16 protein-coding genes are annotated in these 20,633 nt (G+C 41.8%); 10 read left to right on the top strand and 6 right to left on the bottom strand.

The annotated features are described in order from the left end of the window. Positions 1 to 11: 11 nt before the first annotated feature. From H6G06_RS15030 to argH, 4 genes are all read left to right on the top strand, one after another. Complete coding sequence (locus H6G06_RS15030; protein WP_190561486.1) at positions 12 to 1,799, top strand: ABC transporter substrate-binding protein; 1,788 nt, start codon at positions 12 to 14, stop codon at positions 1,797 to 1,799. Between the two features lie 99 nt (positions 1,800 to 1,898). Then, positions 1,899 to 2,684 carry a nickel pincer cofactor biosynthesis protein LarB gene (gene larB / locus H6G06_RS15025; RefSeq protein WP_190561484.1) on the top strand — a complete coding sequence of 262 codons (786 nt, stop codon included), beginning with the start codon at positions 1,899 to 1,901 and terminating at the stop codon, positions 2,682 to 2,684. A 102-nt stretch (positions 2,685 to 2,786) separates the two neighbouring features. Next, the gene (locus H6G06_RS15020; protein ID WP_190561482.1) at positions 2,787 to 3,029 is read left to right on the top strand and encodes a hypothetical protein; all 243 of its coding nucleotides are present in this window, start codon (positions 2,787 to 2,789) and stop codon (positions 3,027 to 3,029) included. Positions 3,030 to 3,115: 86 nt separating this feature from the next. Continuing rightward, positions 3,116 to 4,507 carry an argininosuccinate lyase gene (argH, locus tag H6G06_RS15015; RefSeq protein WP_190561480.1) on the top strand — a complete coding sequence of 464 codons (1,392 nt, stop codon included), beginning with the start codon at positions 3,116 to 3,118 and terminating at the stop codon, positions 4,505 to 4,507. Positions 4,508 to 4,699: 192 nt separating this feature from the next. On the opposite strand, the gene H6G06_RS15010 is transcribed toward argH, so the two are convergent. After that, on the bottom strand, positions 4,700 to 4,867 hold the full coding sequence (locus H6G06_RS15010; RefSeq protein ID WP_190561478.1) for a hypothetical protein: 168 nt from the start codon (positions 4,865 to 4,867) through the stop codon (positions 4,700 to 4,702). Between the two features lie 526 nt (positions 4,868 to 5,393). Between H6G06_RS15010 and H6G06_RS15005 the strand changes: the two genes are divergently transcribed. Both H6G06_RS15005 and H6G06_RS15000 read left to right on the top strand, forming a co-directional pair. Beyond that, positions 5,394 to 5,888 (top strand): NUDIX hydrolase, encoded by a 495-nt coding sequence (locus H6G06_RS15005; RefSeq protein WP_190561477.1) that lies wholly within the window; start codon positions 5,394 to 5,396, stop codon positions 5,886 to 5,888. Positions 5,889 to 6,109: 221 nt separating this feature from the next. Further along, entirely contained in the window at positions 6,110 to 6,922 is an 813-nt protein-coding gene (locus H6G06_RS15000; protein WP_190561681.1) for an alpha/beta fold hydrolase, read from the top strand. Here H6G06_RS15000 and H6G06_RS14995 read toward each other — a convergent pair whose 3' ends face one another. Next, positions 6,923 to 7,141 carry a hypothetical protein gene (locus H6G06_RS14995; RefSeq protein WP_190561475.1) on the bottom strand — a complete coding sequence of 73 codons (219 nt, stop codon included), beginning with the start codon at positions 7,139 to 7,141 and terminating at the stop codon, positions 6,923 to 6,925. It abuts the gene before it with no gap. Positions 7,142 to 7,152: 11 nt separating this feature from the next. Beyond that, positions 7,153 to 7,956: a pantothenate kinase gene (locus H6G06_RS14990; protein ID WP_190561473.1), complete on the bottom strand. Its 804-nt coding sequence runs from the start codon at positions 7,954 to 7,956 to the stop codon at positions 7,153 to 7,155. Positions 7,957 to 8,066: 110 nt separating this feature from the next. Here H6G06_RS14990 and H6G06_RS14985 point away from each other — a divergent pair, with 110 nt between their 5' ends. From H6G06_RS14985 to H6G06_RS14975, 3 genes are all read left to right on the top strand, one after another. Then, on the top strand, positions 8,067 to 9,815 hold the full coding sequence (locus H6G06_RS14985) for a diflavin flavoprotein (protein WP_190561471.1): 1,749 nt from the start codon (positions 8,067 to 8,069) through the stop codon (positions 9,813 to 9,815). Between the two features lie 306 nt (positions 9,816 to 10,121). Continuing rightward, a complete protein-coding gene (locus H6G06_RS14980; protein ID WP_190561469.1) occupies positions 10,122 to 11,834 on the top strand; it encodes a diflavin flavoprotein in 1,713 nt (570 codons plus the stop codon). 272 nt (positions 11,835 to 12,106) lie between these two features. After that, entirely contained in the window at positions 12,107 to 12,670 is a 564-nt protein-coding gene (locus tag H6G06_RS14975; protein ID WP_190561467.1) for a Uma2 family endonuclease, read from the top strand. 5 nt (positions 12,671 to 12,675) lie between these two features. Here H6G06_RS14975 and H6G06_RS14970 read toward each other — a convergent pair whose 3' ends face one another. Then, positions 12,676 to 13,221 (bottom strand): GIY-YIG nuclease family protein, encoded by a 546-nt coding sequence (locus H6G06_RS14970; RefSeq protein WP_190561465.1) that lies wholly within the window; start codon positions 13,219 to 13,221, stop codon positions 12,676 to 12,678. A gap of 305 nt (positions 13,222 to 13,526) precedes the next feature. On the opposite strand from H6G06_RS14970, the gene H6G06_RS14965 reads away from it, so the two are divergent. Continuing rightward, positions 13,527 to 13,904 (top strand): hypothetical protein, encoded by a 378-nt coding sequence (locus H6G06_RS14965; protein ID WP_190561463.1) that lies wholly within the window; start codon positions 13,527 to 13,529, stop codon positions 13,902 to 13,904. 405 nt (positions 13,905 to 14,309) lie between these two features. Here the strand turns inward: H6G06_RS14965 and H6G06_RS14960 are convergent, their stop codons facing one another. After that, positions 14,310 to 18,488 (bottom strand): DNA-directed RNA polymerase subunit beta', encoded by a 4,179-nt coding sequence (locus tag H6G06_RS14960; RefSeq protein ID WP_190561461.1) that lies wholly within the window; start codon positions 18,486 to 18,488, stop codon positions 14,310 to 14,312. A gap of 107 nt (positions 18,489 to 18,595) precedes the next feature. Next, positions 18,596 to 20,473 carry a DNA-directed RNA polymerase subunit gamma gene (locus tag H6G06_RS14955; RefSeq protein WP_190561459.1) on the bottom strand — a complete coding sequence of 626 codons (1,878 nt, stop codon included), beginning with the start codon at positions 20,471 to 20,473 and terminating at the stop codon, positions 18,596 to 18,598. Between the last annotated feature and the right edge of the window lie 160 nt (positions 20,474 to 20,633).

Below are 20,633 nucleotides of genomic sequence, written 5' to 3'. Positions count from 1 at the left end.
TTTGGGAAAATATGAAATTCAATAAAAACATTATCAATCACACAAAACGCCTTTTATTACTCATCACTATCCTGTCATTTACAGCAATATCAATTACTGCTTGCAACCCCAATAATTTCAAAAGTAGTGCAAGTCAGCAAGTACCGCAATTAGTAACTAGTATTCTTAGCGATCCCAAAACCTTTAACTATGCTCTTAGTTCCGAATCACCCAATATTTTTGGTTATACTTACGAAGGATTAATTAACCAAAATCCTCTTACCGGTAAACTTGAGCCAAATTTAGCAGAATCATGGGAAGTTTCTGAGGATAAATTCAAGATTACCTTCACTCTTCGCGAGAACTTAAAATGGTCTGATGGTAAGCCATTGACGGTAGATGATGTAGTATTTACCTATAACGATATTTATCTCAATGAAGAAATACCCACTGACCTAAGAGATATTTTGAGGATTGGTAAAGATCGCAAACTTCCTACTGTGACAAAAGTCGATAGTAGACGGGTAGAATTTAGCGTACCAGAACCTTTTAGGCCTTTCTTACAAAATGCTGGTGCTGCAATTTTACCTGCTCATGCGTTACGAGAATCGGTGAAAACGAAAGACCAAGATGGGAAACCGAAGTTTCTAACAATGTGGGGTGTGGATACTCCACCTGAGCAAATTATTGTCAATGGACCTTATAAACTAGAACGTTACGATACAAGTCAACGGATAATTTTCCGCCGTAACCCCTATTATTGGCGTAAAGATGCTCAAGGTAAACCCCAACCTTATATTGAAAGAATTGTTTGGCAAATTGTTGAATCAACAGATACTTCTTTGTTGCAATTTCGCTCTGGTGGTTTAGACTCTGTAGGTGTGACACCTGATTATTTTTCTTTGCTGAAAACACAAGAAAAACAAGGTAATTTCAAAATTTATAATGGTGGACCATCTTCTAGTACAAGTTTTGTAGTTTTCAATTTAAATAAAGGTAAAAGAAATGGTAAATCTCTTGTAGATCCAATTAAATCGCGTTGGTTTAATAATCCAGAATTCCGCCAAGCTATAGCTTATGCAATTGATAGAAAAACCATGATTAATAATACTTTTCGTGGTTTGGGACAAACTCAAGATTCACCAATTTCTGTTCAAAGTCCTTATTATTTATCACCTGAGAAAGGTTTAAAAGTTTACAACTACAATCCAGAAAAAGCCAAAAAATTACTACTCGAAGCAGGGTTCAAATACAATTCTCAAAATCAACTAGAAGATGCTCAAGGAAACCGTGTTAGGTTTGCTTTACTTACCAATGCAGGTAACAAAATTCGTGAAGCAATGGGTTCACAAATTAAACAAGATTTGAGCAAAATTGGTATTCAAGTTGATTTCACGCCTTTAGCATGGAATACTTTTTTAGATAAGCTATCTAATACTTTAGATTGGGAAGCATCTTTGCTAGGTTTGACCGGTGGTTTAGAACCCAATGATGGAGCTAATGTCTGGTCTCCTGAAGGTGGGTTACATATGTTTAATCAAAAACCCCAACCAGGACAAAAGCCAATAGAAGCGTGGGAAGTTGCACCTTGGGAAGCAAAGATACACCAACTTTATATTCAAGGCGCACAAGAATTTAATGAAGAAAAGGTTAAGGAAATTTACGCGGAAAGTCAACGATTAACACAGGATAATTTACCATTTATTTATTTAGTAAACTCCTATTCTCTCTCAGCGGTGCGAAATCGTTTTGAAGGGATTAAATTTTCTGCTTTAGGTGGTCCTTTCTGGAACATTCATGAAATTAAAATCACAAAGTAGGGGACTGAGGACTGGGTAATCAATTTTATTTTTTCCTATTACCTATTACCAAAATATCCATCCAAAATCCAAAATCCAAAATCTAAAATCCAAAATCGGATGACTCAACCTGAAGCTTTGCGATCGCTCTTAGAAGCTGTTGCCAATGGTAAAGTAACTCCAGAGATGGCTTTAGACTCACTTAAAGACTTAGCTTATGAATCTGTAGGTGAGTTTGCTAAAATTGACCACCATCGTCATTTAAGAACCGGTTTCCCAGAAGTGATTTGGGGGCCTGGTAAAACACCTGATCAAATTGCTCAAATTATGGAAGTTATGCGTCAGCGTGCTTCTGTAGTCATGGCCACGCGCATTTCCCTTGATGTTTATGCGGCACTGCAAAAAAAGGTCAGAGGTCTGCAATACTTTGAATTAGCGCGAATTTGTGCCATTAAACCCCCTGTGATTGAACCCATCTTCCCTGGAGAAATTGGTATTCTTTCCGCTGGTACGGCTGATTTACCTGTTGCAGAAGAAGCCGCAGTTACAGCTGAACTTTATGGTTTCCGGGTTCAGCGTCTCTGGGATGTGGGTGTAGCGGGTATTCATCGCTTACTAGATAACCGTCACCTCATTAATTCCGTATCGGTATTGATTGTAGTAGCGGGGATGGAAGGTGCTTTACCGAGTGTGGTTGCTGGTTTAGCAGATTGTCCTGTAATTGCTGTTCCCACCAGTATCGGTTATGGTGCAAGCTTTGGTGGTTTAGCACCTTTATTAACAATGCTTAATTCTTGCGCTGCTGGTATTGGTGTAGTTAATATTGATAACGGCTTTGGTGCAGCAGTTTTAGCAGGTCAAATTTTGCGAACTTCAGAGAAATTGCGCTTGGCATCTCAAACTTAATAAGCTAATAAGGTAAAGACTGTGTATAATTGCGGTTATTTGATATTAGATTAATTACTGCAATTTTTGAGAAGAGTTTACTAGCCCTTTGGTCAGAGGATTATGGAACATTTGAATGATACAGTATTTTCGCTCTTGGGGAACTTGCACTTTCATATTAGCTTTCCAGTAAGTGATCACACTCATCTTTTCCTAGTTGGTGATTACACTAACGTTAAAGATGCTGACCTGTTAGGTCAGATCCAACGTAATTGGAATAACTTTGTCAAAACAGGTCAAATTTGGGCATTGTTTATTGGTATGATTATTGGCTATATGTTGAAGGGTTTAACCAGTTACGGTTAAATGGACTGTGGATTTTAGATTTTGGATTGATTTTGATTCAAAATCTAAGATCAGCAAATTTGTCCTTTCCTCTCCCTTCTAAATTTATGACCGAAAAACCAACTTGGAGCCAGCGGTTTGAAACCTCATTACATCCAGCGATCGCTCGTTTTAATGCTAGTATCAGTTTTGACATTGAACTCATAGAATATGACATTACTGGTTCCCAAGCTCATGCCCAAATGCTGGCTCACACAGGAATTATTTCCCCAGAAGAAGGAGAGCAACTAGTAACAGGTTTAGAAAAAATCCGCCAAGAATACCGACAAGGCCAATTTCAACCTGGTATTGATGCCGAAGATGTACATTTTGCCGTAGAAAAGCGACTCACAGAAATGGTCGGTGATGTCGGTAAAAAGCTGCATACTGCCCGTTCTCGTAATGATCAGGTAGGCACTGATACCAGACTCTACCTGCGCGACCAAATTCAACAAATTCGCCAGTATTTACGGGAATTTCAAACAGTATTACTCGAAATAGCTGAAAAAAACGTTGAAACCCTGATTCCCGGCTATACCCACCTACAACGCGCCCAACCTCTGAGTTTAGCTCATCACCTTTTGGCATACTTTCAGATGTCACAACGGGACTGGGAACGGTTAGGAGATGTTTACAAACGAGTGAATATTTCTCCCTTGGGTTGTGGTGCTTTAGCGGGAACAACTTTTCCCATTGACCGACATTACACAGCCAGCTTATTGCATTTTGACAATATTTATGCTAATAGCTTAGATGGAGTGAGCGATCGCGATTTTGCCATTGAATTCCTCTGTGCAGCCAGCATGATTATGGTTCACCTCAGTCGTCTCTCAGAAGAAGTGATCCTCTGGGCATCAGAAGAATTTCGCTTTGTCACCCTCAAAGATAGCTGTGCCACAGGTTCCAGCATCATGCCCCAAAAGAAAAACCCTGATGTACCAGAATTAGTGCGTGGAAAAACAGGGCGTGTTTTTGGTCATCTCCAGGCTATGTTAGTGATTATGAAAGGCTTACCCCTGGCATATAACAAAGACCTACAAGAAGATAAAGAAGGCATATTTGACACCGTTAAAACTGTTAAAGCCTGTTTAGAAGCAATGACAATTTTGTTGCGGGAAGGTTTAGAATTTCGCAATCAACGCTTGGCGCAAGCAGTTACAGAAGATTTTTCTAATGCTACCGATGTCGCAGATTACTTAGCAGCAAGGGGCGTACCCTTCCGAGAAGCCTACAACCTTGTAGGTAAAGTAGTAAAAACCAGTATTGCCGCAGGTAAACTTCTCAAAGATTTAAAGCTAGAAGAGTGGCAACAAATACACCCAGCCTTTGCTGCGGATATTTATGAAGCAATATCACCCCGCCAAGTGGTTGCAGCCCGTAACAGTTACGGTGGTACTGGTTTTGCACAGGTTAAACAAGCTATAGTGGCTGCCCGTACTCAAATACGCGCCGAGTATTAAGTAATGCTTGAGTAGTTGTTGACGCATGATTGGGGTCTACAGGGAAACCCGTCCCACGCAGTGGCTCCCCAATACCGCCCTATTTCACCTGTCACCTGCTATATTCAACCATAAGCAAGGGCGTACAAATCTAAATAAATGTACGCCCAAACATGGCAAATTAATTCCAGAGTAAATATTTAAACAGTTAATTTAATCAGCTGCGTCAACTGCTGCTCCTGTTTCTTCTTCTTCACTCTTAGGTGGTCTTTGTTGGAACCTTCTTTGCATTCTTCCTGTCGTAGTCCGTTTACGAAACTTTCTGGCATAAGCCTGGTTCCGTAGCGCCTTTTCTTTTTTCGGGTTACGGCGCTTGGCCATATTCACCTCATGAATAAACAACAAAAAAGCTACACTTAGGCAAAATCCAGCTACCGATGTTATTGATACACTTTTAGCCTAGTGCAGAAAATAGCTATAGCTGAAACAGCATACTAATATAACCTATCTAAACAGGCTATGTCAAGCTAAATTTATCATCATTTCTCAGACACTGACTTTTTTCATTAAATCATCCAACCAGGGGATGAAAAATAGTTTATTGATGTCAATAAGAAAACAGAGGCTATGTAAAGACTAATTTATTTAAACAATTCGTCAGTAATTCAAACCAGCAATATATTAAAAAGGTAGCACAGGTTTATTAGTTCACAAATCCATTGTATTGGTAAATCCTATGCGCTTACTGACAGCAGATGTTAAAATTGACTGATTCTCAGGATCAGCATGAGAATAATAACCCTAACACTCTATGGATTTGTATATAACAAAACACAATTAATATTTTGTTAGTTACATTTCTATTAAGTGCTAGGCAATTATAAAGTACAACACAAAAATTTGAAGATTGAATATTCTTGCTTTTCTTACTTCATTGCTCCAGTCTACACGTAGCTTATGGCACGTTGGGCAAACAGTATTGGGTATTATTTTTCGCCATCCCATTACTGGTACTAGCGTTATTCCAATTTTACCTGATGGTCGAATTGTCCTAATTCGACGCAGCGATGATGGTTGCTGGTCTTTACCTGGTGGTATGGTGGACTGGGGAGAGGATATTTCTAGTGCAGTCCGTCGAGAATTAATGGAAGAAACTGGACTAGAATTGTTGAAAATTCGGCGTTTGGTGGGTGTTTATTCCGCACCAGATCGAGATCCAAGAATTCATTCAATTTGTATTGTGGTTGAAGCTGAAGTACAAGGAGAAATGAAACCTCAAGATAATTTAGAAGTGCTAGAAATTCAAGCTTTTCCTCCTAGTTCTCTTCCGCAACCACGGATGTCTCATGACCACCATCGGCAATTACAAGACTACTTAAATGGTTTAACAACATTGGCATAATAAAAATTTGTAAGAATTCAGGAGTCAGAATAGTTAGAATGTTGCATAAATCACTAGATCATCAAATAGTAATTTTTGACGTAAGCGTGAGAAAGCTGACTGCTGATTGCTAATAGCTGAATGCTTACAAAAATTTTAGATTTTAGATCTTAGATTTTAGATTTAGTATAGAATCTATAGTTTAAAATCTAAAATCTGTAATTGTTAACCCATATATGATGATGGATACCCTATTTCGTAACTCCCGGAGAAAACTTTCTCAAGGGCTATTGTTTTGGCGTGAAATTGGTAAAGGGACTCCAGTAGTATTATTACATGGCGCTTGGAATGATAGCAGCCAATGGGTATCGATAATGAATTTACTTTCTCAGTATTTTCATTGCTTTGCACCAGATTTATTGGGTTTTAGTGAATCAGAAAATCCTAATATACATCATTCGATAAATTTACAAGTAGAGTGTTTAGCTGAGTTACTCCAAGCTTTGAAATTAGAAAAAATTTATTTAGTAGGAGATTCTCTGGGGGCTTGGATTGCTGCCAGTTATGCCCTAAAATATCCAGAGCAAGTATCTGGTTTGGCACTCCTAGAACCAGAAGGTGTAAAAGTAGCAGAAGAAGAACAAAATTGGCACAAAATGCAGCGTTTAGTTAACTTTTCACCGCTAGTAGTTAAACTATTACGCTTACTAACTCCTTTGATTAAATTAATCGGTTGGGAGCAGAAAATTACCGAAAATTTACAACTCCGACAAAAATTGTTACAATATCCTACTGCTTGTCAGTTACTATTTAACCGCAAACAACCTGAAATTGAGGCAGAATTATTGAACAATCGCTTGTACTCTCTAGAAGTCCCTTGTTTAATTTTACAAGGTGGTCAAGATACAGCAAATGCTCAGGCTAAGAGCAATACTTATGCTCGCATGATTCCTAAAGCTGAGTTAAAAATTATTGCTCATGGGGAAAATAATTTACCAGAATCTTGTGCTGGGATTGTGGTTGGATATATTCGGGATTTTGTGAAAGAAAATTAGCTATGGGAAATTAGATTTTAGATGTGAAATTATTTTTCCATATTTTGCTAGATTATTTTGTGTTAAGGCTACTTCAAGTTGAGGGTATGTTTCTTTATCATATCCTGATTGATCAGCCATCCATTCATCTACGAGTTTGATTAATTTTTCTAAGGAATCATCGTTTTCTAGCTTGGATTCAGATATTTGGTTAAATTTAGATGAGTCAAAAATATCCATATTTATTATTTTTATTCCTTATTTACCATGAATACTTCTCTCATTCCCCAAAAAATCAAATTTCTTTCGGAAATTAACTTTTCTCCTATTTCTGGAAAATGTTTTTTTAGATAGGTTTTTAATAAATCACTATTTCCTCCGGTAATGGCGATTTTACTTTTAGGGAATAACGATAACCAATTATCAATAAAATCTTTAATTCCCGCTAATAAAGTGTAAATTATTCCACTTTTAATAGCCTCCTTTGTATCCAGAGCAAAACGTGGTGGTAATTCGCTAATTTCGCTAATTTCTAATAATGGTAATTGTCCGGTTTGTTGTCCTAAGCTGGTAAGTTGTAAACTCAACCCTGGTAAAATTGCCCCACCTACTAAACGCTGGTTTGCATCTGCACCTGTAAAAGTTAATGCTGTTCCGGCATCAATTATTAATATAGGAAATCCCCAAGTTGTTCCTGCACCAAACAAAGCCAAAGCGCGATCAATGCCTAGTGTGGGATACATTCCCGCTATGGGTATTTGATCTAAGGTAATTAACTGTGCATTTGGGTAATTTTGCCACGTTTCTGTTTGAGCGGGAACTACGGAAGCGAAAATGAAGGGTAGATGACCAGTATTTTGAGAGACATAAGATTCAGCGTCCTCTGGTTGTGGGTAGATGGTCATATTTTCGATACCAGGTTTAACTGTATGACTGCTATCCCAAGTGGAGTGGAGATTTTTGCCTATAAACAACGCCCAATGTAACCGAGAGTTACCAACCATTAAGGCTAACCAAAGCTTATAGGTAGGTTCTGATTTGCTGTTCTGTTTCACAGTTTTAACTTTTTTAAGTCATTCATAGGTTTTTTAATAAATACTAATATTCAAGCCGTGCCACAATAAAGCAAGAGGAATAAATACTCATATTGTCAAGGAGGGGAGTTATGGTATTGCTCACCGATAAACATGATGGACAGGGAAGCCCAGCCCCTGCAAAACGGCTCACCATAAAGACTGTAGAGATTGCTCAAGATACCACAGCCATTCGCTCTTTGGACTGGGATCGAGATCGCTTTGATATTGAGTTTGGTCTCCAAAACGGTACAACTTATAATTCGTTTCTGATACGCGGTGAGCAAACTGCCCTGGTTGATACGTCTCACGAGAAGTTTCGTCAACTATATTTTGATACACTCACAGGTTTAATCAATCCCCAAGATATTGATTATTTAATTATCAGTCACACGGAACCAGACCACAGCGGCTTGGTGAAAGATTTGCTGTCTATGGCTCCTGAGATTACCGTCGTTGCTTCTAAGGTGGCAATTCAGTTTTTAGAAGATTTGGTACATCGGCCTTTTAAACGGCGGATTGTCAAAAATGGCGATCGCGTAGATTTAGGAAACGGTCACGAGTTTGAATTCGTGATTGCTCCAAACTTACACTGGCCTGATACTATTTTCAGCTTTGACCACCAAACCCAAATCCTCTATACTTGTGACGCTTTTGGGTTGCATTACTGCACAGACAGCACTTTTGATGATGACTTGGCAGCAATTGAAAAAGATTTTCAATATTACTACGACTGCTTGATGGGTCCAAATTCCCGGTCGGTATTGTCTGCGATGAAGCGCATGGCAGAACTGAAAACCATCAAGATGATTGCTACAGGTCATGGTCCGTTACTCTCCCATAACGTTGAAGAATTAACGGGACGTTATCGTAGTTGGAGTCAAAGCCAAACCAAGGCAGAAACAGCAGTTGGAGTATTTTACGTTTCTGAGTATGGCTATAGCGATCGCTTGGCACAATCAATCGCTAACGGTATTGCTAAAACCGGTGTAGCGGTAGAAGCTGTCGATTTGGGTGGAGCAGTCGATTTACAAGAGTTACGGGAGCTTGTAGGACGCTGTGCGGGGTTAGTTGTGGGAATGCCACCAGCTTCTGGTAGTGCCACTATTCAAGCTGCACTGAGTACAGTTTTAGGTTCTGCGAAAGAAAAACAAGTGATCGGTATTTTTGAAACTGGTGGTGGTGATGATGAACCCACCTACCCGCTATTAAATCAATTCCGTGCTGCTGGGTTGAGTGTAGCTTTCCCTGTAATTGAGATTCGGGAAACACCGACAGAAAACACTTTCAAAAAATGCGAAGAAGCCGGAACCGACTTAGGACAGTGGGTGACAAGAGACAAAAGTATCAAAGCTATGAAATCTCTCGGTGCTGACTTAGATAAAGCATTGGGGAGAATTAGCGGCGGTTTATATATCATCACTGCTAAAAAAGGCGATGTATCCAGCGCCATGTTAGCTTCTTGGGTAAGTCAAGCCAGTTTTAAACCCTTGGGATTTTCCATTGCGGTAGCTAAAGATCGGGCGATTGAATCTTTGATGCAAGTGGGCGATCGCTTTGTTCTCAATGTACTGGAAGAAGGGAATTATCAAACCTTGATGAAACACTTCTTAAAACGTTTTGCCCCTGGTGCAGACCGTTTTGAAGGAGTCAAAACTCAACCAGCAGAAAATGGTGCGCCCATTTTAGGTGATGCCCTAGCTTATATGGAATGTGAAGTAGTCAGCCGGATGGATTGCGGTGACCACTGGGCAGTATACAGCACCGTTTACGCTGGACGAGTATCAAAACCCGAAGCACTGACAGCAGTTCATCACCGGAAAGTTGGGAACCACTATTAATTCATAATTCGTAATTCGTAATTGAAGAGAAATTAAAAATGGCGAATTATGAATTGTTAATGATTTTGTAGGGTGGGCAATGTCCACCTTACTAAAAATTCAGGTATTATACAGTTTGGTTTTTTGGGAATTTTTCAGAAACAAATTATTTGATAAACGAACCGCAGAGGACGCAGAGAACGCAGAGAAATAAGAGTTTGAGGTATTTTGCTTTTGGTTGGTTGCATTTGTTTTGATTGAATGTCTTGAAGTTGAAATAAACAATATAAATACAAGCAAAGATATTAAGAAATGGAGATTAAAGTTATGTCAGAAAATACTAAACCCCGTGATGTTCAAATTTTGCCTATTGGCACAGATACAACAATACTGCGATCGCGCAGTTGGACTAGGTTAAGATTTGAAATAGAATACGCCCTGGCTAAAGGTACAACTGCTAATTCTTTTTTAATTCAAGGTGATAAAATCGCTTTGATTGACCCACCGGGGGAAACTTTCACGCAAATTTATTTAGAGGCTTTACAACAAAGGATTGATATTAAAGCCGTTGATTATGTAATTCTTGGTCACGTCAATCCTAACCGCGCTGCGACATTAAAAGCTTTACTAGAAATTGCCCCACAAATTACTTTTGTGTGTTCAAATCCAGGAGCGATCAATTTAAAAGCAGCATTAGAAAATCAAGATTTACCAATTTTGGTAATGCGGGGAGAAGAAACTTTAAATTTAGGTAAAGGACATCATCTGCAATTTATTCCTACACCTAACCCCCGCTACGCTGATCAACTTTGTACTTACGATCCCCAAACGGAAATTTTATTTTCTGATAAGTTATTTGGGACGCATATTTGTGGTGATCAAGTATTTGATGAAGGTTGGGAAGTCTTTAATGAAGATAGGCGTTATTATTTCGATTGTCTCATGGCTCCCCACGCCAAACAAGTAGACACAGCGTTAGATAAATTGTCTGGTTTACCAGTAAGATTATATGCCACTGGTCACGGTCCGTTAGTTCGTTATGCGTTAATTGAACTTACTCAATCTTATCGGGAATGGATTCAGCAACAAACTAATGCTGACATGACGGTAGCTTTAATTTATGCTTCTGCTTATGGGAATACTGCAACTTTAGCTGGTGCGATCGCTCGTGGTATAACTAAAGCTGGTGTTAGTGTTGAATCAATTAATTGTGAATTTGCTGACCCCGAAGAAATCAAAACCGCCATCGAAAAATCCGCAGGTTTTGTCATCGGTTCTCCCACTTTAGGAGGACACGCACCCACACCAGTACAAACAGCTTTAGGAATCGTTTTATCAACAGCAACCAACAATAAATTAGCTGGTGTTTTCGGTTCTTTTGGTTGGAGTGGAGAAGCAGTTGATTTAATAGAAAGCAAACTCAAAGATGCAGGTTACAGATTTGGTTTTGACACCATTCGGGTCAAGTTCAAACCCAATGAAGTCACCCTCCAAACCTGTGAAGAAGCAGGAACAGATTTCGCCCAAGCATTGAAAAAAGCAGCGAAAAAATCAGTTGTAGCTAGACAACCTGCAACTAATCTAGAACAAGCTGTAGGTCGCATTGTTGGTTCTCTGTGTGTTGTCACAGCAACTCAAGGAGAAGTGAAAACAGGGATGTTAGCTTCTTGGGTGACACAAGCCAGCTTTAACCCTCCTGGTTTAACCATTGCGGTAGCTAAGGATAGGGCGATGGAAAACATGACCCACACTGGTAATCAATTTGTTGTTAACATTTTGGCAGAAGGTCGGGAAATACGCAAGCATTTTATGAAGGTCTACACCCCCGGACAAGATAGATTTGCGGGTTTAGCGACGGAAGAAGCCAGTAATGGTGGTGTGATTTTGAATGGTGCTTTAGCTTACCTGGAGTGTTCTGTCCAAAGCCGCATGGAAGCCGGTGATCATTGGTTGGTTTATGCCACTGTTAATGATGGGAAGGTGTTAAATCAAGATGGTGTGACGGCTGTGCATCATCGCAAATCCGCGAGTTATTATTAAATAATGCTTGTGGGGTAGGCATTTTGCCTGCCCTTCAACAGCGATCGCTTTCTATCCTAATTGTAGAATTAAATTAACGATAACCGTATTCCTCGTTCCCAGACTCCGGCTGGGAATGCCTACCAGGAGGCGCTGCCTCCAAACCCAGAATACAAGCCACTTTACCCGATTTTGTTCTGGTAGTTGAGTCAGAGACTCATCAACTGCATTCCTAGTCAGAGACTAGGAACGAGAAAAACGAGAAAAAATAATTTAAGGCTAAGAGTAGTTAAATGAATACAGTTACCTTAAACCTAGATCCCATTCTTCGCCTTACAGATGAACAGTTTTACCAACTCTGTATGGCCAATAAAGATGTAAGCTTAGAACTAAATGCACAAGGAGAACTGATTATTGTGCCACCAGTAGGAGGAGAAAGCGGCCGTAGTGAAGCTGACTTAATTATTAAAGTAGGTAATTGGAATCATCAAACAAAATTAGGAATTGTATTTAGTTCCTCAACAATATTCCGACTTCCCAACGGTGCAAAACGTTCACCTGATGTAGCTTGGACAAAATTAGAACGCTGGGAAGCATTAACAGAAGAAGAACGGGAAAAATTTCCCCCACTTACACCAGATTTTATAATTGAACTGAGATCAAAATCAGATAGACTCAAAACCCTGCAAGAAAAGATGCAGGAATATATAGAAAATGGTTTGTGTTTAGGTTGGTTAATTAACCCCCAAGACAAACAAACAGAAATTTACCGACCTGGAAAACCTGTAGAAATTGTCCAACTTCCCGCGCTACTTTCTGGAGAAGACGTTTTACCAGGATTTGAATTACAGCTTTAAAAACATCATTTTAAATCTAGTAAACCTTCTTCTTTTAATTTAGGATTAAAGCGAATTTGGGTTTTTAACCCCCGTGCTTCTAACACCGCTAAAATTTCAGCTTCAACTCGTCGCGCCACATTTTTAATGAGTTTCATTTTTACCAAATCATCAATTAGTGGATTTTGATAATTAGCTTGTTCTTCAGTTGTCATTAGTAGCAGACTATTAATAGGGTTAGTCCATTTTTCTTTATTTTCCCCATTACCTAAAGGAAGGCTACCATTTTCAGAAATCCAGGCATTTTCAATATTTTCTAAAATTGTGCGGTTAGGGCGTTCAATTGTTTCTACCTTCAACCAATAACATTCTTCTGGTTGACGGACTAAATGCTGCTTGCAACTGAGATAAACATCACGGGAATAACCAACAAATTGCAGAATTTTTTCTTGGTTAAAAATCGCGTAAACTCCTATTTTACCCTGAAATTGTTCTGGTAATTCACCATTTTCATTAATGTAAGCAACATATTCTACATTGTCTAAAGCAGGAATATTATTTTCAGAATTCATCTTGATGAAATTTATGATTTACGAATTCAAATACACAGAATGAAGTATAGCTGACAGAGGGCTTTTGTGCAAACTTGTCACTCTAAAATAGCCTATTGGATTTTACAACTTATGTCAGCCATAGAAAGACAGCAAGAATATTAAAAATATTGAATTTTCACAGACTTTTAATAAGAAAAATAGAGAAAAGTTTTATTAGTTCCAGAATCAAGTCTAAATGTGGTTTAAACTTGTTTTATGTAAACAGTATTTATGCTTAACAGATTCTAATTTTTTCCATAGTCTTAAATCCTAGCCAACTTAATATGAAATCTTCTCTTTTAACCTTAGTTGTTGTGATTGCTGGCATCGCTATCAGTCCCAGTGCTGATGCTAACCCCAAACCAAATTCTGCTGTCACAGTTAAACCCAATCAAGCCGCAAATTTAGTAACAGAAGCAGCCACACTTAGCAGAAAGTGGAATCTTGTCAGCGATACTGTTAATAACAATGATCCAGGTTTGAGAGTAACTGATCCCGAATGCAAGAAAATTAAGCCACTAGAGTATCTCAACAATCCAGAGAGCTTTTTTCAACCATGTTCTGCAACAAATAACCCAAATCGTCAAAATTATGAACCAATCGAGTATTTAAAGGTTCCCCGGCTTGATTCTGGTTTAAGTGTGACGGTTACTAATTTTTGATTTAGGCAATTTTGCTTGGATCAAAATTCAGAGGGAACAGGGAACGGGCAACTCTTAACAGAAAAACTCATGTTTAAAAACATGAGATTGAAATAATGACACTGTTTTTCTTCGTTGCTCGTCATCTCGAAAAACATCTTTTTTTTTTACTGAGCTTTAAGGGACTTCCAAATAAAAAAACACTCAACCACCTAACGTAAAAAACCTTTCAAACCCTTATTCCTCTGTGTCCTCTGCGCCTCTGCGGTTCGTTAATCTGGATAATTTATTTCTTGGAAGTCCCTAAACTCAGCAACTTTTGTTTCTTATCTGTTCCCTGTTCCCTGTTCCCTGTTCCCTTTTTTGTACAAGAAAAAGGCAAAAGTTTATTTTTCTTTTGCCTTTTTCAAAAATTACCTTTCGGCCTTATTCCTCATCAAAATCATTATCTTCCTCGTCTTCTTCGTAGTCATCTTCCTCCTCTTCTTCAACACCCGAAATCACTTCATCAGCAATCAAATCATCATCATCATCTAAAATCGCCCTATCATCCCGTCTACCACCATAACTACCATCACCTAAACTAGGAGTATCTAAGCTATAAAGTTTGGCAGTGCGGTCATCTAAAACCATATCCAGTGGATCATCCACCTCATCTAAAACCCCGCTGCCCAAATCAGTACCAAAATCCTCAATGGCGCTGGGTTCATCATAGGTGTTGTAACCAGTACCAGCTGGAATCAACCGCCCAATGATCACGTTTTCCTTCAGACCACGCAACCAATCAGACTTACCCTCAATGGCAGCTTCAGTCAACACCCTAGTAGTTTCTTGGAAAGAAGCCGCCGAGATAAAGCTGTCAGTATTGAGAGATGCCTTAGTAATCCCCAACAACACAGGAGTGTATTGAGCCTTAGCACCACCAGTAATAGACATAGCCTCATTCACCTGTTCCACTTGGCGCAGTTCCACCAACTCACCCGGCAACATGGTCGTATCCCCACCATCATCAATGCGGACTTTGTTAGTCATCTGCCTGACAATAACTTCAATGTGCTTGTCAGAAATCTCAATGCCTTGAGACTGGTACACCATCTGCACCTCGTTCACCAAAAAGCTTTGTACCTTTTGCAGAGCATAACTAGCACAGGCATACACCCCGTCATCAGAACCGAGACTAAAGAAAATTTCTAAAATCTCATGGGGGTTAGAGGGTCCATCAGTCAAAGGTTGACCAGCCAAAACATGAGCGCCATCAGGAACAATCAGGTTTTGTCCAGGCCCAAGGGGATAATCGGTGACAACACCACCAGATTCCAATACTTTGATAGCGTAGGCTTCCCGCGCCATCAGCATTGCTTCATCCCCATCACCATAGACCACCTTCACCTCTCCAGGACGACGGCACAAAATGCAGGCTTCCTTGGGTTTACGGGCTTCTAGCAATTCTTCAATCCGGGGCAAACCTTGAATAATGTCTCCAGTCTTGGCTCTCTCAAACACCAACAACACCAAGTTGTCACCCCGTTGTACCAGTCCTCCATCCTCAATTTGCAGCACCGCACCAGGACTGACTCGATAAGGACGACCAACGCGAACAGTGACGGCATAGGGTGTGGTAGAAAGAGCAGATTCTTCTTGGCCTGCACCTGACCCCCGACTCCCTACACCCTCTCCTCTAACTGAAACCACTTGACCTGATTCCGGCGCTAAAACACCAGGAGCAATCTCTGTTCCTTCTACCAACAAATCACCTTTTTTAACCTTTGGTGTTGTCGTCGTAGTCACAGTCATCATGTCGCTTTCTCGCAACACCAAACAGCGGCGCACAGCTTCCGCATCTCGACGCACACCCCGGACTATACCCCCTTCCTTACACAAAATCTGTGTCCGGGCTACCACCGCCCCAGGAGCAATGGTCATGCCATCTTCCACTTCTAGGGTAGTGTGGGTGCTGCCTTGGGTGGCATCAGCCGCAATATCTCGCCGAATCACCAAAGACTCCAAAATCACCAACTGCAATCTTTGAATCTCAGCATTTTCACTGTCGGGGACTAATTCAATATCAGCAGCCAAAGGCGAAGCTGTATGATCCTGATCTGCTTCTTGCTCAATTTCCAACACTAGTTGAGTCCGCAGCAGTTCCACCCCTTCCACAGACTTCACCCGCTCAGAATCTTTGTAGGGCAACCGCTGCACAGCCCGCATTTGAATTGACCTGCCAGTTTGTTGACTCACAGAAGTGGTGGAAGGCAAGTCAGGATTACTGGGAACATCAAACTCAACCACCGGACGGCTTAACAAAGCTGGTCCCTCTGGCGATTCCACATACTGGATATAACGCAGTTCTGTGGCCACAGTTCCTTGAAATTCCTCCCCTGGTTGCACAAAGGTGTTATCCCGCCCTAAAACTGCCTCCGGATCATCCACCATCAACAGTTCACCGGGCTTAATCACTATTTCCCGCAGGATGTCGTTTTTCTGGGTAACTTCAATCACGCCACTGGTTTGACAGAAAATGTCTTTGACAACTTCTGTTCCCGCTTCCACAAACTGCCCATCTTCCACCAACAACAAAGAAATATCCTTGTTAACTTCGTGGGTTTCTTCGGGAATCCACAGCAGCGTACCACCAGTGACTACTTCATAGCCTAACTTGGCCTTGCCTTTCTTCTGCACCTCAATGCCAGCAAACTTCAAGAACCCGCCCGTAGTAGTGCGATAACGGTCATCAATTAATTCTGCTACTACTTGTCCATTCTGTACCTTCGTTCCCGGAGTCGCCCGGAGGTTGAAGGTTTGGGATTTGGGGAATGGGGATTGGGGATCGGTGATTGGGGATTGGGAAAAACTCTTATCCTGTCCCTCTTCCCCAGTCCCTAGTCCCCAGTCCCCAGTCCCCAGTCCTGTATGAACTAAATAATTATTCTTACCTTGAGAACTGTGAACTGTGACAGTAGCTTGATCCAGCACCACCGAAGCAGTGATGATTTCAATTTCTCTGGTGGCCTTGCCTGGAATCGCTTCTGGCAGCCGCACCACTCCACCATGCACACTGGTGACTTTGGTTTCCGCCAAAACTCCGTTGGTGGCGATCGCATCACCATTTTTCACCACCAGTTCTGCACCCGGTGGCAAGTTATAAACTTCCCCAGACAAAATCCAAATCAAACCACCTCTCGATGCTGTGGTGGTGGTGTTGCCTTGACGGTCGGTTTTTTGTTCTGCCACCACATCGGCAAACTGCACTTCTCCCGCTAGGTCAGAAGCCACGTCTTTCACCGCTTTTTCGGTATTTGCCCTTGTGGTTCTGCCTCCTAGCGCCACTTCTGCTAACAGTTGGGCAACTTTTACCTGTTGTCCCGGCACAATGTATAGTGTTGAACCTTGGGTAATGGAAATTTCTTGGTTTTCTGCTCCCCCCTTGGCTTCTAACACCATCGTGCCGTTGTTTTCAGCATAGAGGGCATCTTCTCCATGACGAGTCCGATGAGGTCTGGTTTTGAGCTTGCGCGAAAATTTCACCGTCCCGTCAATTTTTGCCCTTACCTGTTGGGCAACTTCCCCGGTGAAAACTCCCCCAGTGTGGAAAGTCCGCATGGTCAACTGAGTTCCCGGTTCCCCAATGCTCTGCGCCGCAATGATTCCCACCGCTTCGCCCAAGTCCACCATTTTGGCGTGTGCCAAACTCCAACCATAACAGTGCTGACACACAGAACGAGCCGCTTCACAGGTCAGAGGCGATCGCGCTACCACTTCTTTGACTCCGGCTTTTTGAATCACTGCGGCCAAGTCATCAGATATGGGTGTGTTGCGGGTCGCAATGATTTCGCCCGTAGTCGGGTGAACTACGTCTTGAGCCACCACCCGCCCCATCAATCTCGTGCCGATGGGAATCAGAACCTTAGCACCTTCAGTCATATCCCGAATGGGAATACCTCTAGTAGTGCCGCAGTCAAATTCACGGATAATTACGTCTTGGGATACATCCACCAACCGCCGTGTCAGATAACCAGAGTCGGCAGTCCGCAGCGCCGTATCAACTAAGCCCTTCCTGGCTCCGTAACTAGAAATAATATATTCTGTAACTGTTAGTCCTTCCCGGAAGTTGGTTTTAATGGGTAAGTCAATAATTTCCCCTTGAGGATCTGCCATCAGTCCCCGCATCCCCACCAACTGCCGCACCTGAGAAATGTTACCTCTGGCTCCAGAAAAAGCCATCATATACACTGAGTTGAGAGGATTGGTTTTTTTGAAATAGGTAACAACTTCATCCTTGAGGCTTTCTGATGTTCCGTTCCAAGTGTCAATTACCTTCTGGAATCGTTCAACTTCCGTAATTTCCCCCCGCTTAAACCGGGCTTCAGTGCTGAGAATTTCTTCTTCTGCTGCTTCTAGGAGCGATCGCTTGGAGGGAGGAACCATCAAGTCATCTACACTAATCGATACCCCGGCTTTGGTGGCATAGCGGAAGCCCAGGTCTTTGAGCTTATCCGCCATCACCGCTGTCCGCGCTGTCCCATAATGGGTAAATGCCCAGGATATCAAGTTTCTCAGCTGACCCTTGTTAACGACAAGGTTACGAAAAATCATTTTTTCAGTCATTAGTCATTAGTCCTTAGTCATTAGTCATTAGTTGTTAGTCATTAGTCATTAGTCATTAAGTTCTTGAATTTTGACTTTTGACTTTTGACTTTTGACTTCCCGAAGGGTTAGCTTGCTAACGCTTCTTGAATCGCTTTGTTATAAATCACCCGACCAGGGGTGGTGTAGATATACTGAGAAATTAAATTTCCTTGGGCATCTTGGCGGACACGGCGGAATTTATACAGCAAAGTCCGAGTACCATCCTCGTTTTCTATCACTTCTAGGGGTTCATGATCTGGTTGTCCAGTTTCCATTTCTCCATCAAATCGCACATAAACATAGGCATGAAGATCAACCTGTTCTTGTTGATATGCCATAATTACGTCATCCAGAGAAGAGAAGTAACCATTCGCCCCCTTAGTAGCACCGGGATTTTCTGCTGTTAGGTAATAAGCTCCTAACACCATATCTTGGCTGGGAGTGACAATAGGTTTACCCGTTGCAGGTGAAAGAATGTTGTTGGAAGCTAACATCAACAATCGCGCTTCTGCCTGACTTTCCAATGATAGAGGTACGTGAACCGCCATTTGGTCGCCATCAAAGTCGGCGTTAAAAGCAGGACATACCAGAGGGTGAAGTTGAATTGCTCTACCCTCTACCAAAATTGGTTCAAAAGCCTGAATCCCTAGCCTGTGCAGTGTGGGCGCTCGGTTTAACATCACCGGATGCCCTTCAATCACCTCTTCCAACACATCCCACACACTGGGGTCATTGCGAGAAATCAGCTTTTTCGCCGCCTTGATATTGTTCACCATCCCCGAACGAATCAACCGATTGATCACAAACGGCTGAAACAACTCAATCGCCATTTCTCTCGGCAGTCCGCACTGGTGAATTTGCAGCTTGGGACCCACCACAATCACCGACCGTCCCGAATAGTCCACCCGTTTACCCAACAGGTTTTGGCGAAATCTTCCTTGTTTACCTTCAATAATGTCTGAAAGCGACTTCAGCGGGCGGTTGTTTGCCCCCACCACAGTCCGACCCCGCCGACCGTTGTCAATTAAAGCATCCACTGCTTCTTGCAGCATCCGTTTTTCGTTACGGACAATGATCTCAGGAGCCAAAATTTCTTGCAGTCTGGCTAACCGGTTGTTACGGTTAATTACCCGCCGGTACAAATCATTTAAATCACTGGTCGCAAATCTCCCCCCATCCAACTGCACCATTGGGCGCAAATCTGGAGGAATGACGGGAATTGCTGACATCACCATCCACTCTGGTTTAGAACCAGTGGCAATAAAGTTATCAATCACCCGCAGCCGCTTAATCAACTTCGCCCGTTTTTGTCCCTTGGCGTTGTTAATTTCTTCCCGCAGGTTTTCTGCTTCTTGCTCTAAGTTAATATCTGCCAACAGTCGCAGCAGCGCCTCAGCCCCAATGCCCACCTCAACTCCCACCAGCAGCGAATCTTCACTGTAGATAGCATCCTCAATTTCTAACCACTGGTCTTCACTCAACAGTTGTTTGTAGGTGAGAGTATCCGCATTACCCGGAGCCAGCACACAGTAGGAGTTGAAATAAACAATTTGTTCCACATCCCGCAAAGGCATATCTAACAAAATGGCGATATAGCTGGGGATGCCCTTGAGATACCACACATGAGCCACCGGTGCTGCCAGCTTAATAAAGCCCATTCTGTGCCGCCGCACTCGTGACTCTGTTACCTCAACTCCACACCGTTCACAGACAATGCCTCTGTGACGCACCCTCTTATATTTACCGCAGTGGCATTCCCAGTCCTTCGCCGGTCCAAATATCCGCTCACAAAACAAACCATCCATCTCCGGCTTTAGAGTCCGGTAGTTGATGGTTTCTGGTTTTGTCACCTCTCCCACCACCTGACCATTAGGTAAAGTTCTTTCACCCCAAGCCCGGATGCGTTCTGGTGAAGCTATGCCGATTTTTACGTAGTCAAATTGATTAGATTGAACAGAGCGCATAAACAGTTATCAGTTATAAGTTATCAGTTATAAGGTGACAGTTGACAGTGAAGAAGAAGCAGGGGAGCAGGGGAGCAGGGGAGCAGGGGAGCAGGGGAGCAGGGGAGCAGAGGAGCAGGGGAGCAGGGGAGCAGAGGAGAATAATCTATTACCTTTTGCC

Source organism: Anabaena sphaerica FACHB-251, from assembly GCF_014696825.1.
GTDB lineage: Bacteria > Cyanobacteriota > Cyanobacteriia > Cyanobacteriales > Nostocaceae > RDYJ01.
This window is presented reverse-complemented; position numbering and strand designations above follow the sequence as displayed.

Bases quoted from the DNA above. Each gene is read 5' to 3' on its own strand.
- H6G06_RS15030 (WP_190561486.1), top strand. From the start codon at position 12: ATGAAATTCAATAAAAACATTATCAATCACACAAAACGCCTTTTATTA.
- larB (WP_190561484.1), top strand. From the start codon at position 1,899: ATGACTCAACCTGAAGCTTTGCGATCGCTCTTAGAAGCTGTTGCCAAT.
- H6G06_RS15020 (WP_190561482.1), top strand. From the start codon at position 2,787: ATGGAACATTTGAATGATACAGTATTTTCGCTCTTGGGGAACTTGCAC.
- argH (WP_190561480.1), top strand. From the start codon at position 3,116: ATGACCGAAAAACCAACTTGGAGCCAGCGGTTTGAAACCTCATTACAT.
- H6G06_RS15010 (WP_190561478.1), bottom strand. From the start codon at position 4,867: ATGGCCAAGCGCCGTAACCCGAAAAAAGAAAAGGCGCTACGGAACCAG.
- H6G06_RS15000 (WP_190561681.1), top strand. From the start codon at position 6,110: ATGGATACCCTATTTCGTAACTCCCGGAGAAAACTTTCTCAAGGGCTA.
- H6G06_RS14995 (WP_190561475.1), bottom strand. From the start codon at position 7,141: ATGGATATTTTTGACTCATCTAAATTTAACCAAATATCTGAATCCAAG.
- H6G06_RS14985 (WP_190561471.1), top strand. From the start codon at position 8,067: ATGGTATTGCTCACCGATAAACATGATGGACAGGGAAGCCCAGCCCCT.
- H6G06_RS14980 (WP_190561469.1), top strand. From the start codon at position 10,122: ATGTCAGAAAATACTAAACCCCGTGATGTTCAAATTTTGCCTATTGGC.
- H6G06_RS14975 (WP_190561467.1), top strand. From the start codon at position 12,107: ATGAATACAGTTACCTTAAACCTAGATCCCATTCTTCGCCTTACAGAT.
- H6G06_RS14970 (WP_190561465.1), bottom strand. From the start codon at position 13,221: ATGAATTCTGAAAATAATATTCCTGCTTTAGACAATGTAGAATATGTT.
- H6G06_RS14965 (WP_190561463.1), top strand. From the start codon at position 13,527: ATGAAATCTTCTCTTTTAACCTTAGTTGTTGTGATTGCTGGCATCGCT.
- H6G06_RS14960 (WP_190561461.1), bottom strand. From the start codon at position 18,488: ATGACTGAAAAAATGATTTTTCGTAACCTTGTCGTTAACAAGGGTCAG.
- H6G06_RS14955 (WP_190561459.1), bottom strand. From the start codon at position 20,473: ATGCGCTCTGTTCAATCTAATCAATTTGACTACGTAAAAATCGGCATA.